10 protein-coding genes are annotated in these 13,496 nt (G+C 59.5%); 1 reads left to right on the plus strand and 9 read right to left on the minus strand.

What is annotated here, in order from left to right; genetic code table 11:
- The first annotated feature begins 18 nt into the window (after window positions 1-18).
- A complete protein-coding gene (locus tag AC5DDB_RS11625; protein WP_491739894.1) occupies window positions 19-1,218 on the plus strand; it encodes an NAD(P)/FAD-dependent oxidoreductase in 1,200 nt (399 codons plus the stop codon).
- 1 nt (window position 1,219) lies between these two features.
- Here the strand turns inward: AC5DDB_RS11625 and AC5DDB_RS11630 are convergent, their stop codons facing one another.
- The 9 genes from AC5DDB_RS11630 to AC5DDB_RS11670 all read right to left on the minus strand — a co-directional run bounded on the left by AC5DDB_RS11630 (window position 1,220) and on the right by AC5DDB_RS11670 (window position 13,496).
- Window positions 1,220-3,634: a glycoside hydrolase family 65 protein gene (locus tag AC5DDB_RS11630; protein ID WP_491739895.1), complete on the minus strand. Its 2,415-nt coding sequence runs from the start codon at window positions 3,632-3,634 to the stop codon at window positions 1,220-1,222.
- Window positions 3,635-3,670: 36 nt separating this feature from the next.
- Window positions 3,671-5,224: a trehalose-phosphatase gene (otsB, locus tag AC5DDB_RS11635; protein ID WP_491739896.1), complete on the minus strand. Its 1,554-nt coding sequence runs from the start codon at window positions 5,222-5,224 to the stop codon at window positions 3,671-3,673.
- 178 nt (window positions 5,225-5,402) lie between these two features.
- Window positions 5,403-6,731: a site-2 protease family protein gene (locus tag AC5DDB_RS11640; protein ID WP_491739897.1), complete on the minus strand. Its 1,329-nt coding sequence runs from the start codon at window positions 6,729-6,731 to the stop codon at window positions 5,403-5,405.
- A 55-nt stretch (window positions 6,732-6,786) separates the two neighbouring features.
- Window positions 6,787-7,845, minus strand: coding sequence for an NAD(P)-dependent alcohol dehydrogenase (locus AC5DDB_RS11645; RefSeq protein WP_491739983.1), 1,059 nt, complete (start codon window positions 7,843-7,845; stop codon window positions 6,787-6,789).
- Window positions 7,846-8,107: 262 nt separating this feature from the next.
- Window positions 8,108-9,895, minus strand: coding sequence for a V-type ATP synthase subunit A (locus AC5DDB_RS11650; protein WP_491739898.1), 1,788 nt, complete (start codon window positions 9,893-9,895; stop codon window positions 8,108-8,110).
- Window positions 9,876-10,550 (minus strand): DUF2764 family protein, encoded by a 675-nt coding sequence (locus AC5DDB_RS11655; protein ID WP_491739899.1) that lies wholly within the window; start codon window positions 10,548-10,550, stop codon window positions 9,876-9,878. Before AC5DDB_RS11655 ends, AC5DDB_RS11650 begins: the two co-directional genes overlap by 20 nt.
- Window positions 10,547-11,224, minus strand: a complete 678-nt coding sequence (locus AC5DDB_RS11660; RefSeq protein ID WP_491739900.1) for a hypothetical protein — start codon at window positions 11,222-11,224, stop codon at window positions 10,547-10,549. Before AC5DDB_RS11660 ends, AC5DDB_RS11655 begins: the two co-directional genes overlap by 4 nt.
- A gap of 14 nt (window positions 11,225-11,238) precedes the next feature.
- Window positions 11,239-11,703, minus strand: a complete 465-nt coding sequence (locus AC5DDB_RS11665) for an ATP synthase subunit C (protein ID WP_491739901.1) — start codon at window positions 11,701-11,703, stop codon at window positions 11,239-11,241.
- The gene (locus tag AC5DDB_RS11670; RefSeq protein ID WP_491739902.1) at window positions 11,700-13,496 is read right to left on the minus strand and encodes a V-type ATP synthase subunit I; all 1,797 of its coding nucleotides are present in this window, start codon (window positions 13,494-13,496) and stop codon (window positions 11,700-11,702) included. The genes AC5DDB_RS11665 and AC5DDB_RS11670 overlap by 4 nt, the downstream gene beginning before the upstream one ends.

Raw genomic sequence — 13,496 nt, forward strand, 5'->3', positions numbered from 1 at the left:
CAGTCAAGGATAACAAAGATGTCACATCGCATGCATTCATCGAATCGGATTGTGATTGTCGGCGGCGGCATTTCCGGGCTGTCGATTGCCGTTCGGTTGGCGCAAGCCGGCTTGCCGGTCACCGTTCTCGAAGCCTCTCGGTTGGGCATGGGAGCCTCGACCCGTAATCAAGGATGGCTCTATAGCGGAGCCTGGTTTGCCCCCGAACAGCCCGAGTTGGCACGGATGTGCTATGAATCGCATCAACAGACACTCGGATTCTGTCCCGAATGCCTCGAGCCAAACAGCGGGCGGATGGTCTACCTGATCACGGACGCCCAGACGGATGGCAATCGTTGGACATCGGCCTGGGAAGCCACTGAGATCCCCTACGACGATCTGACGCCCGCGGAACTGTTTGAACGCTTTCCCGAATTGGCGATTTCGCAGGCACGGCAGGCGTTCGAGTTACCCGATCGGGCGATGCGCGTGGACGTTCTGTTGCGGCGTTTGGCCGAAGCTGCCGAGAAAGCCGGCGCGGAGATACGGAGCGAAACCTTCGTCGAGGAACTGATTCACCAAGAGGGCAGCGTCCAAGGCGTGCGGACCGGCCGTCGGGAAACCCTCTTCGCCCGACTTGTGATTCTCGCGGGGAACGCCAAAGGCGGAGCATTGTTTCCCGGCTTTGGCGTGGAAACCGTTGGAGAACAATCGGACGTGGCGTTGGTGGTTCTGAAAACGCACCTCGTGGCCGTGCGGCCGGAAATTAGCCGCTGGCCGTTGTGCGTGGTCGATGCCGACGGCTTCAACCATGTTCCGCATTCGCCGAACTCGGTTTTTGGAAGCAATCGCTGGCTTCCCGTCCGTCATGGCGAAGATGAACAGCAGATGCCGTCGGAACTAGTCCACCTGTGGGAGAAGATTAACCGGTTCTTCCCTGATGTTCATCGTGAGGATCATTCGGTGATCGAATGGGCGGGCAACACGGTTCAGGCCATGCACGTCGATCAAATCGAGCCAGGACGAGCCCCGCTGCCCACTGTCGTCGATCACGAATGCGAGAATCCAGGCGTGAAAAACCTGCTGAGCGTGTTCCCCGGCCGGGCCAGCTTATGGCCGCATCTGGCGGAACAAACGCAACAACTCGTTCTGCAGAAGCTGGAAGCAACCCAGCCCGTCATCGCCAAGCCACCGTGGGGTTCTTTGGCTGTTCCGCCCTCTGGTCGTGGCGTGGTGTGACCTATAACTCGAATAATTTCTCGTCTCCTTCGGCAAAGGTATAGATCTGATCGCGGAAGCCAATTTGGGCCGGGCCGGACCAGCCGTGCTCGAACGAAACTGTGAATTGATCCTGCGTGACGTGCAGTTGCAGCCAGTGGCCGCGGTAGCGCAGGCGGAGCCGAATGTCTTCGAGTTCTTGCGGTAGCGCCGGGTTGAGCCAGAGCACTTCGTCACGCATCTCGATGCCGGTGTGGCAGCGCTGAATCAGATCGACTGTGCCCGCCATCGCGCCCAGGTGGATGCCTTCGGGCGTCGTGCCGCCTTGAATGTCGGTGACGTCGCTTTGGAGCGCGTCTTGAAGCAAGCGCCACGCCCGCTCGCGGTCCGAACGGGCCAGCACCCAGGAATGGACGACCCGACTGAGCGTCGAGCCGTGCGATGTGCGTTGCATGTAATAGTCGATATTTTCGGGAATCATCCGCGGATCGAACGGGTAGTCCATGCCGTGAAAGATCTCGCAGAGTTCTTCACAAGAAAACAAGTAGAACAACATCAGCACATCGGCCTGCTTGCTGGCTTTGTAGCGGTCTGGGGAATCGCTTTCGGCTTCGAGAATACGATCCAGCCGCTGGATGTCGCCATACTTCTCGCGATAGGCGTCCCAATCAAACTCTTCCAACTTTTCATAGCCTTCGAATTGGCTGATGATCCGCTCGTCGTGGAAGGGGACGAACATCCTGTGCGCCACGTCGTCCCACCGTTGCAACTCTTCGTCACTGAGTTGCAAATCTTCGATGAGTTCCTGCGTGCGGTCCTCCGCCAGCTGATCCAAAGCGCGTCGTGCTGTCCGTAGTACCCACACGGCCAACACGTTGGTGTAGGCGTTATTGTTCAGTCCGAGACTGTCATTATCGCTATTGGGATAATGCGTATGGAATTCGTCGGGACCGACGACGTGGTGAATCTCGAAACGATCCCGCTCGGCGTTGTACTGAGCGATGCTGGCCCAAAAACGGGCGATCTCCAGCAGCATTTCCGCGCCATAGAACGACAAGAACTCCATGTCGTCGGTAGCTTGGAAATATTGCCACACATTGTAGGCAATCGCGGAGTTGATATGCCGCTGCCGGTGTGTGCTGTCGGGAATCCAGCGGCCGGATTCCGGGTTCAAGTGCAGTTCTTGGCTTTCCTCACGCCCGCTGCTGCCGCTCTGCCAAGGATACATCGCGCCGCGAAACCCGTTTTTTTCGGCCAGTCGACGCGCAGCGGGCAACCGGCGATGGCGGTACATCAACAGCGACCGAGTCAGTTCCGGAATCCGCAGGTTGAGAAACGGAAAGATAGAGATTTCGTCCCAGAAGATATGCCCGCGATAGGCTTCGCCGTGCAGACCGCGGGCGGGCACACCGACGTCCAAATCGATCGAATGGAACGAGGTCGTTTGCAGGAGATGAAAGATGTGCAGCCGCAAAACGAGCTGCGACCAATCATCACCGTCGTGGATTTCGATATCCGCACGGCTCCACAAATGCGACCAGGCCCGCGTGTGCGAGACCCACAGTTGCTGAAAATTGCCGGCGTGCTGTAGCGTCTGTCGAGCGGCGAGCAGCGGCGTGCTGATCGCGAAATCCCGCGAGGTGTGGACGACGACAAGCTTCTCCACCCGGAGCGGTTTCTCTTGATCACAATGAATGTGCAAATGCTGTGCGGCAACGCCGTCACCCAACGCGGTCCGCCGCTCCAACTCGACCGGTTCGTCGTCGTGAAAAACCCGGGTGCGGGCGGTTTGTGCCATCCGAATGCGAGACTGGACTGTCTGCACTTCCAGGAAGATGCTGTCCTCGCCGATGCGGCCCGTATCGATTACTTCCAGATGCTGGCTGTTGAGATCTCGGTAGCGCTTGACGCCTTGATTTGACACCCCGCCATCGAGTGCCGAGCGGATTTCGATTGGGCCAGACCAGTTCTCCGGCGTGAGGCTCCACTCGATGGCTGCCAGGTGTGGGTTGGCCATGTGCACCAGTCGCCGACTGACGAGTGTGGTTACGCGGTCGTCCGCGTACCGGAATCGCACACGGCGGGTGAGTACGCCCCGCCGCAAATCCAGCGACTGCTGGAATTCGAGTACATCAGCCGAACCGATGTCGAACCACTCCTCACCGGGAGTGCGGAAGCTAAGGCAGAGCCAATTCGGCCAGTTCACCAGATCTTCGTTTTCGATAATGCGACCGGAGACTTCGCTTTCCAAGCGGTTGTAACCGCCGGCCAAATAGGTTCCCGGATAATGCGGACCGCCAGCCGGCAACTCTTCCGCGGCGCCGCGGGTGGCAAAATAGCCGTTGCCCAACGTGCAGAGCGCTTCACGTAGCGGCTGTTGATCCGGGTTCCAGTCGTCGTATGTCAGTGTCCAGGAATTCAACGGAGTTTCGCTCATGGTGACCTCATCCTGTCGGCTCAAAGTTTGTGTTCGTCACGCGATCGCCGCACGCAACGTTTCCAAAAAATGCTGCACTTCCCGGCAGTCGCGGAGAACGTAAATCGCAGCGGTATCGGACGTCGGCTGGTCGACTCGCATGCCGATCCCGATTCCCCGCGACCGCACCGCCTCGAATGCGTCTTCGTCGGTCACGTCGTCGCCGATGTAGATATGGACCACGCCGGCAGGATTGAGGCCGAGCGCTTCGCTGAGCCAGATCACGGCGCGGCCTTTGTCCCACTCGACGTCGGGTTGCACTTCGAAAATCCGTTTGCCGCCTTTTTTACGCAAGTTCGGGTTCCGGTCGCACACCTCGTCGACGGTTTGTTCGATACGCCGCACATCGGTTTCGCTTTCGACTTCGCGGTAATGGATGGCGATGGCAAACAGTTTGCGTTCGACGTGCGCCCCGTCGATCGGCTCGATCCGGTTTCGCAAGGTCTCCTCGGCCGCATCCAATTCGGGTATTGCCTGCTTAGCCGCTTCGTGCTGCATTTGAATGTCCGGTCCGCGAATGTCGTAGCCGTGGCTGCCGGCGTAGATCAAGTTTTCGACTTGCACCGTGTCGGCCACATTTTGCCGGTCGCGGCCGCTGACGATGGCCACCGTGCAATGCTCGGCGATTTCTCGCAGCAGCGAACGCATCTCCGCAGAAAGCGTCGCGTCCTCGGGACGGCGGACGATGGGCGTCAGCGTGCCGTCGTAATCCAGGAACAGCGCCAGTTCGCGCTGCCGGATCTGCCGGACGATCCAATCGACGTGCTGCAGTGCGGACAATGGGAATTGCAGACAGTCTTCGCCCGGCGGACAATAGCGAGCCGTCTCCAGTTCGCGGACATCATGCACGACATAGTCGGCGCCGGCGTTACGCAAATCGGTCGGGTTCCGGTCGCGTGCCACGCCCACCACCCAACCGAAGCGGCCCGCGCGAGCGGCTTGCACACCTGCAATGGCGTCTTCCAGCACGATCACTTGCGAGGGTTCGATGTCCAACAATTCAGATGCATGCTGCAGCATATCGGGCGCCGGTTTGCCGGCCATTTTCAGCCGCTCCAGATCGTTCCCGTCGACTTTGGCATCGAACAAGTCGAAGACATCCGCCGCCCGCAACACCGCTTCGCAATTGCGGCTCGAAGAGAACACCGCCACCTTCCAACCCGCGCGCTTCCAGCGGCCGATTTGCTCGATCGTATCGTCCCAAACCGCCACCCCGTCGGTTTGCAGGGTTTCGTGAAACAATTGGTTCTTACGGTTGCCCAGGCCGCACACGGTTTCGTGTTCCGACGAATCCTCAAAATCCCCGTCGGGAATTTCGATGCCGCGCGCATCGAGAAAGCTGCGGACGCCATCATACCGCGGCTTGCCATCAACGTACCGCCGGTAGTCCGGATTGATGTCAAACGGCTCTTGGGATTCGCCCGTCTGCTCTTGGCGTCGCAGCAGATAGTCGTCGAACATTTGCTTCCACACGCGGGCATGGACTATGGCCGTCTGCGTAATTACGCCATCCATATCCAAAATAGCCGCCTGTAACTCACTGTAATTCATGGTTTAACCACTCCTTCCCATCACGGCGAGGGTCGATTGAGCAAAGTTCCGATGGCGTGACCTGGCAACGGCATCACCCATCCAATTCGACTTGCCGCCCGGACCTACGAGCTTGGTAGACCGCAAGGATTAACGCCGCCACTAGATCACCACATTTCTCGATGAAACTCTGTGAAGCTCACACATAGGGACAATAAATACCCATCTCGTTCATCAGCGAATGAGGCACCGGGGTGAGAATCAGTAGGAGGATCGCGAGGGCGAAATAGCCGAGTAGGCGGCGACCGAAGCTGATCGGCGTGATGTCGTTCAGCGGCGGCACGCCTCGTCCGGCGATGAAGAACACGATGATCGCCCACATCATCAAGGCCGGCCAAACGAACAACGCCAGCAGGAACAACGTCCACATCGCGATGGTTCCGATCGTGCCGCCGACGCGCGAACCGAACATCGCCCGGGCGATGTGGCCGCCGTCCAATTGCCCGATGGGAAGCAGATTCAGCGCCGTCACGATCAAACCCAGCCAGCCGGCGAAGGCCAACGGGCTGAGCCTGACGGTGCAGCCGGTATCGAGCGCTTCAGGAAGGGCCACCTTCGCAATCAGAGCCAACAGCACCGAACTGCCCATCGACGTGCCTTGATGGCTGATTAACATCTGATGTTCGAATTCCATGCCCCCGGTCACGACCGCCGAATTCTGCAAGCCGATCAGCAAGGCCGGAATGGCAATCACCAGCCCGGCGAGCGGCCCCGCCACGGCCACGTCGAACAACGCCGTGCGGGTTTGCGTGGGCGATTTCATCTGGATGAACGCGCCGAAGGTGCCCAGGGCGAACGGTACCGGGATGAAAAACGGCGGCGTGACATGGATGCCGTGATAGCGGGCGGTAAAAAAATGCCCCAATTCATGCACGCCCAAGATCGCCATTAGGCCGATGGCATACGGCAGGCCGACAGCAAATCGGTCGGGTTCTTCGAGCAAGTTCACGCCCTGAGGAGCAGCCCCAGCCCAAGTCGTCGTGAGCATGGTCAGCACGAACAGCAGCCAATTGACGGCCGGGCTGCTTGTTCGCTCCATCTCGGCCCGCTCGACATGCTGGGGCAACATCACGATGGCCGAACCAAATTCCGGATCGTCCCGCAACAGCGGCACAGCGCCGTCGCCCAGCGATTGCTGGATCTTTTCGTAGGCGGTTTCCGGCGATTCCAACAGCGGGCCGCGAATGATCGTCACACCGTCCTGCTCGGTGGCCACGTGAACTTGCATGACCTCGGAGATCACCGGCGGCAGTTCATCGCCGGTCAAGGGTTGCCGCTCGCGCGGACGAGCCATCGAATCCGCGGGAACGCCCAGCAACATCCAGACGACCATCAGCGTCAACAACATCAGCATCCAGAATCCCAGCATGCCGCCCATCATGTGCCCACCGGGCAACAGAAACAGAATGACCAGCGGCAGCAAGCACAGCAAAATGAGCAATAAGCGACTCCAGGCAGCAGCACGCATTGGATTGTCTCCTTTGGGATTCATCAACAGCTTCTTTCCGTCTGGTCAGTTCACGTCAATGGGAAAACTCGATCAACGGCTTGATGATGCCGTCTTGCTTGGTGTCCATCATGTGGAAGGCTTGCTCCACGTCCTCAAACGCAAACGTGTGCGTCGTCATCGGTGTGGGGTCGACGCGGCCGGTTTCCAGCAATCGCAACAGACGCCGCATGCGGACTTTGCCGCCGGGGCAAAGTGCGGTGCGGATTGTCATGTCGCTCATGCCCACGCCCCACGCCTGCCGCGGGATCTTCACGTATTCGCCGTCACCGTGATAGCCGACGTTGGAGATCGTACCGCCCGGGCGAGTGGCTTTGATGCACATCTCGAACGTGGCTTGCCCACCGAGCGCTTCGATGCTGGAATCGACGCCTTGGCCGTCGGTCAATTCCAGAATGGCCTCCACGGCATCCCGCTCTTGAAAGTCGACAACTTCGTCGGCTCCGAACTGTTTGGCGAGTTCCTGCCGCTGGGGCACGGTTTCGACGGCGATGACCAGTCCCGCACCTTGTAGTCGTGCGCCGACGGTCGCCATCAAGCCGACCGGACCTTGCGCGAAGACGGCCACGGTGCCGCCCATCGGGATAGCAGCGTTTTCCGCCCCGGCGAAACCCGTGGACATCATGTCGCAGGTATAGACGGCTTGTTCGTCTGTTAACGAGTCGGGAATGCGGACCAGATTCGCTTCGGCGCTGTTCACGTGGAAATACTCGGCAAACACGCCGTCTTTGAGATTGGCGAACTTCCAACCGCCGAGCATCTCCCTGCACTGCGACGTATAGCCGCGAATGCAGTTGTCACATTGGAAACAGGGTGTAATGGCATTCACTGCCACGCGGTCTCCTTCCTGGACGCTCTGCACCTCGCTGCCGAGCCGATCGACGATCCCGACCGCCTCGTGGCCGAGCGTGAGATTCTTTCGCTCGCCGATGGCGCCTTTGACCGTATGCGTGTCCGAGGTGCAAACCAGACCGCGGGTTGTCTTGATAATCGCCCCGTTCGGACCAGGGTCGGTCGGTCGTGGCTTGTCCATGAAAGCCACTTCACCGATGCCCGTCATCACGAATGCTCGCATCATGTCAGCCATTGTCCTGCTCCTGAGTTTTCCTGGGTTTCGGTTATTCCAGTTGGACGGTCTCGAGTATAAGTGCCACCGACCCGGACGTCATCGGCGTTCTTGTGGCCGCGTTTTTCGCCGTTGCTGGGACAGGGCTTCGAAGCCGGTGATGACGTCGAGTCGTTCTTCCGTGTGCGCCGCTGCGCACCGTCGTCGATCACGCACGCGAAAGCTCGAACGTAACAACTTGGTCAGCATCCTCCCCGGCCGGGCCGTGGACTTAATCAGTCGGTTCGCGGTCCGTCATCATCGATTGGAGGCGGGACAGATACTTTGCGTAGTCGGCTGATTCCATCGCGGAATAGTTGAGGTTGCGAAAGGCACTGGTTAAGCGCACGAAAAAATCACGGGCCTCCTCTTTGGTCTCGAAGAGAAACTCGCGCTCGGCCGCATCTCTCACCAAGAGGAGCATGGTTTGCTGCCGCTCCAGCGGTGTCGCGGCATCGACGGGATCGAAGGCGTCTTGCTGCAGGTAAACCGTGTCCAGAAACTGCGATTTTTGATAGATCACGAAATCGTCCAGCGAAATGCCTTCCTCGCCGGTCACCTGCATCATTTGGTAGATCGCATCCGCTTGTCGCAGAAGAGAGAGCAAAGACTCCACGCAGTCCGTCCAACCCGGCCGAAGTGCGCGATCGAGGTACGGCCGCAATTGCTCGCGGTAGCGAGACCAGGACAGCAGCGGGTCAATGGCGGGATAAAACCGCTTGTAGGCCCGGTCGTAGGATAGACCTAGAAAAGTCTTGACCGTGCCGAGTGTCGACTGCGTGACCGGTTCTTCAAAGTTACCGCCAGCGGGCGAGACCGTGCCGATCATCGTCAGACTGCCCACCGAACCATCCCGCGTCGTCAACACGCCGGCCCGTTCGTAGACGCTCTTGATCGCCGAATCGAGGTAGGCGGGAAACGCCTCCTCGCCGGGTATTTCTTCCAGACGGCCCGAAGTTTCCCGCATCGCTTGCGCCCAACGCGACGTCGAATCGGCCAGGAGCAGAACATTGAGACCCATCTGGCGATAGTATTCGCCGATGGTAATGCCCGTATAAATTGATGCCTCGCGGGCCGCCACCGGCATCGATGACGTATTGCAGATGATCACGGTGCGATCCATCAGCGAACCGCCCCCGCGCGGGTCTTGCGCTTGCGAGAACTCGTGGATGGTATCGACGACCTCGCCGGCTCGCTCGCCACAAGCCACGACAATCACCACATCGACCGCTCCATAGCGGGCAATCAATGTTTGCAACACCGTTTTTCCCGCCCCGAAGGGACCGGGAATACAAGCCGTTCCTCCGCGGGCAATCGGGAAGAACGTGTCGATGGTGCGAATCGTCGTGACCAGCAAATCGGCGGGATATTGCCTCTGGACGGATTGGCGTCGCAGCATGTCCGCCGGCAGGGGCACGCGCACCGGCCACTCCTGCCTCATCGTCAGCGGACGTTCACCGTGCGCATCCCGGATGCGGGCCACCGGTTCGTTGATCGTCAAGCTGCCGCCCTGAATCCAGGTCAGTTCGACCGGCCCGTCGAGATCGAATGGCACCATGATTTTGTGCTCAATCCCGCGTTCCTGGACCGTGCCCAGCACGTCGCCCGCCCGCAAACGATCTCCCGTGCGGCGAAGCGGGATAAAGGACCATTTGCGGTCGCCATCGAGTGCATCGGCGTAATGTCCGCGACGGAGAAAGAAACCGTCGCGTTGGGCCAGCGTTTCCAAGGGGTTCTGCAAGCCATCATATACCGTTCCCAGCAAGCCCGGCCCGAGGGCGGCCGACAACAGACGATGGGTGAGTTCCACGCGGTCTCCGACACGCACACCCTGCGTGTCCTCGAACACCTGCAAATCAGCTTCGCGACCATCAATCCGCAGCACTTCCGACTTCAATCGCTCCTCGCCGACACAAACATACGCGACTTCGTTTTTCATGATGTTTCCATCGGGCACTTCAATCGCCACAATGTTGCCATTGACGGCCGTCACTTCCGCTTCAGTTGTCGATCCGTGCATGTTCGCTCAGTGTCTCCTGCAAAAGTGTGTCAAACCGCCGCCGCCCGGCTATTGGATCCAGCCGCGTCCACCGATCGACGATTTCCCAGCGGGCGAGGTACAGCAAAATGGTCTCGAACGAGAAATAATACTGATCGGCCAGCTGGGTCCAACGATTCCAAGTCGCCCGCAGAAGTTCCCGCTCCACTTGAAGCGGTTCGTGTTTTTCCAAAGATTCCCGAACGGAGGGAATCCAAGGCTGCTTACGTGCCAACTGAAAGTCGGGATGTTGCCAATGTTTGCGAATGTGTGCCACGTATTGCCCGACGGCTGCGGGCGGATCGAGTCCCCAGCGCCTTCGCCGCAAGCCGCTCATGATGGTCCGCACATCCATGCGATGGATGATGATGTCGCGAACCAAGCTGTTCTGAATGGTGTCCATCAACCGCTCATATTCGCGTTGCACGTCCGCGTCCGTCCGTTCGGAATCTTGCCGGTCCCAGTGCAGAAACTGTTGCACTTGTTCGACCACCTGCTGGTCGTCTTCGTCTAGCAGGGTGAGTCGCTCGGCGAGCCGCAGCCGCGAGATCGGCACCTGGTCGACTTCAAACGTCCGCGGGATGAAAGGCAGGCTGGCAATCAGCATGTAGTAGTCGGTCGATGACGACGACATCATTGAATGATCCCCTCCATGATCGCGCGAAACCTCGGTGCCAAATGACGGAGCAGCAAGTTCGCAATTGCTTGGTCGGTCAGGTCGATCTCCAAGTCTTCCTCGACCAACTGAATGCGGATTCCCGCCGAAGTGTCGTCTCGCGTGCCAATTTCCACTCCGTCGCGGAGCATGTCTTTGGTCACCAGGGCCACGAAATGGCTGAGGGTGCCCTCCTTGACTTCCTCGGGGGCTTGACGCAACTGTTCCAGGCCGACGACATCCCGAGGAAGCAGTACGCCGGCTCGCTGCTCGGCGGTCGGTGCCGCTCGGCCGCCGACTTCCAGGATCAATTGCTTCAGAACTTCGCCATCTTCCAATTCCCGCGAGACTAGACGGCGAACACGATTGGCGAACTGTTCCACCAACTCGGACTTCAGCCGCAACTGCGCGTCTCGCACGGCCAACCGCACCGTCTCCTGGCCCGCTTGCCTGGTCTGGGCGGCTTCTTGCCGCGCCGTGCGCACGATCTCATCGGCCTCACGTCGGGCCTCGTCCAGGCGTTGTTCGGCGCGACGACGGGTATGCTCCAGAAGCTCATTGGCCTGGGCCTGGCCTTCTTCGACACCCTGCTCGCGCAGGCGTTGAATCAGTTCTTCAACCCCGGATGACTCTTGGGTCTCTTTGGGAACGCTCATCGATGGGTGTTTCCTTAGCTTGCCGGGCCGCCGGGAATTCCCCCGCCGACGATCATTGCGAAAATGAAAGCGAAAACGGCGAAACCTTCGACAATGGCGGCGGGCGCGACAGACAGACCGAAGACCTCGGGCTTCGTCTTCGTGGTGTTGATCGCCGCCGCGGCGCATGTGCCTTGCAGCATCGCGCTGGACAACAAAGCTAGACCGACCAACAGCCCCAACGAAAACAGTCCCGGTGCCGACTCGACCGCCACCGTTCGATTGAACTGCATCGTGACCACGATTCCATAAATCGTTTGCGAGGACGGCAAGGCCGAAACCCCCACCAAGCGTCCATAGCCGGTTTCAACGTCCAGTAAAGCGCCCACGGCGGCCTGGCCGGCACGGGCGCAACCCACGATGCTCCCGATCGCTCCCAACGCCGTGGGGAGATACACACCGGCCCACCCCAACAAGAGGAGAAAACTTTCCGTATTCATGTGGCCTTCTTTGAAAAAGGGTGAAATGGATAGCCCTCATCCGAGAGCCCCCATCCAAAAAACTCGATGCAATTCAGTCGCAGACCATGCACCACGCCACTCATGATGGCCAAGACAAAGTTCAGTCCATGTCCGCAGGCGACCGCGATCACCGCCAACAGGCTGCCGACCGTGGTACTGCCGCTGGCGGCAAAAGTCAGATCGTTGAACGTGGTCGCCAATTGCGTACTGGCCAACCCGAGAGCAAACAGACGCAAGTAGCTCAGCACATCGCCGAATGCTCGGGAAATACCCGTCAAAGAGAGTACGCCGTCCACGAGGCGTTGGCGTTGGTCTTTGAGATTGCGGGTGAACAGCGGCCGGTCGCTACTGAAGAAGAGGACGCCCAACAAGCCGGCTCCAATGACCCAGCTTCCATATTCCATTAAGGACATCGTGGGTTGGAGGCCACTTTTCGCCAACCCCATCGCCAAGCCGCCAACCAGGGCCGCGACCCACCCGACCGATGAGAGCATGATAGGCGACCAGCGTCGGCTCCAAGCCAAGGCGAGGTTCGCCAAGGTCAGATGCGCCACGCCAACCACGATCGAAATCTGCATCATCAAGGTGCGATTCGTTGCATCAATGACATGCAGCGCGTCGAGGACGGAGCTTGGCGGCGGTGCGAAGCCGAAATAGCTCCCCACGGCAATGCCGTATGCGATGGAGGCAATGGCAATGGCCACGAACAGCTTTCGCAGACGCACCCCGCTGGGCGATTGTCCCAACCGTCGCCAGAACAGCCGCAGCAGAATCGCAAGGAGCACCGCGTATCCCGCGTCCGACATAATCATCGCGAAGAAGACGCTGAAGGACAGAAACACCACGCCTGAAGGATCCCATGTCCCGTAAGCCGGCGTGGTGTAGAAGGTGACGGCGTCTTCACCGCCGGCGAGAATTCCCCAATTCGTCAGCAGGGTTGGCGGTGAATCCTCCGCCGACGGGAGCTCGATCGTCATCCCCAAGACCTGCTGCCGGGCAAAGGCACGGACTTGATCCGCCTGCGATTGAGGCACCCAACCTTGGATGGCAAACAAGGCCGGATCTTGCCATGCCTGCTCGACGGCCCGTTGGCGAGCGCGGCGGTCCTCGACGAAGCCAATCGTGCGGTTTAACTGAGGAATCCAACGGGTCAGACGGACACGTTGCCAGTGCAACTCCTCCAGTTCGCCTTCCACATCCTCCAATCGACGCCGCAACACCGACAAGGGTCGTTCATCCAAACGGGTGGGCGGCACCGGCATTCCGATTGGCTCGGCGGAGCTGAGCACCACGACATAGGCGAAGCGGGGATCCTGGTTGACGATCTGGTAAGGCGAGGCAAGCTGGTCCAACGCAGCCAAGCGATCGCGGGGAATGATGTAAAACCAGAGATGCAGACCAGCGAATTCATCTTCTGCCGGAAGCTGGAAGTCGCCCCAGGGTGTCGTTTGCGCAATGGCCAGTTTCAACTCATCCGCCTCCGCGTGCAACTGCTGTTGCTGCCGTTCGATCCGCAAGGCGCTGGCGACGACTTCGTCCAACAGAAAGCCGTGGTCGGTTGCGGCACCTCGGCGCGGCGTCGGCGAGGCACGCAGAAACTTCAGCGCCTGAACGGCTTCGGGTGCGTGGTCCGCTGACGAGGTTTGATCGGCCGGTTGATTTCTCAAGTTCACCAAATGCATGCAGCCGAGGTTTTGCAGACCTTCGAGGACGAGATCCCGCTGATCAGCCGGGCCGTACAGAGTCACTTTGGCAAGAGGAACAATGGCCAT

The sequence above is a fragment of the Thalassoroseus sp. genome (assembly GCF_984380535.1).

Bases quoted from the DNA above. Each gene is read 5' to 3' on its own strand.
- AC5DDB_RS11630 (WP_491739895.1), bottom strand. From the start codon at position 3,634: ATGAGCGAAACTCCGTTGAATTCCTGGACACTGACATACGACGACTGG.
- otsB (WP_491739896.1), bottom strand. From the start codon at position 5,224: ATGAATTACAGTGAGTTACAGGCGGCTATTTTGGATATGGATGGCGTA.
- AC5DDB_RS11640 (WP_491739897.1), bottom strand. From the start codon at position 6,731: ATGCGTGCTGCTGCCTGGAGTCGCTTATTGCTCATTTTGCTGTGCTTG.
- AC5DDB_RS11655 (WP_491739899.1), bottom strand. From the start codon at position 10,550: ATGATGTCGTCGTCATCGACCGACTACTACATGCTGATTGCCAGCCTG.
- AC5DDB_RS11660 (WP_491739900.1), bottom strand. From the start codon at position 11,224: ATGAGCGTTCCCAAAGAGACCCAAGAGTCATCCGGGGTTGAAGAACTG.
- AC5DDB_RS11625 (WP_491739894.1), top strand. From the start codon at position 19: ATGTCACATCGCATGCATTCATCGAATCGGATTGTGATTGTCGGCGGC.
- AC5DDB_RS11670 (WP_491739902.1), bottom strand. From the start codon at position 13,496: ATGGCCATTGTTCCTCTTGCCAAAGTGACTCTGTACGGCCCGGCTGAT.
- AC5DDB_RS11650 (WP_491739898.1), bottom strand. From the start codon at position 9,895: ATGCACGGATCGACAACTGAAGCGGAAGTGACGGCCGTCAATGGCAAC.
- AC5DDB_RS11665 (WP_491739901.1), bottom strand. From the start codon at position 11,703: ATGAATACGGAAAGTTTTCTCCTCTTGTTGGGGTGGGCCGGTGTGTAT.
- AC5DDB_RS11645 (WP_491739983.1), bottom strand. From the start codon at position 7,845: ATGCGAGCATTCGTGATGACGGGCATCGGTGAAGTGGCTTTCATGGAC.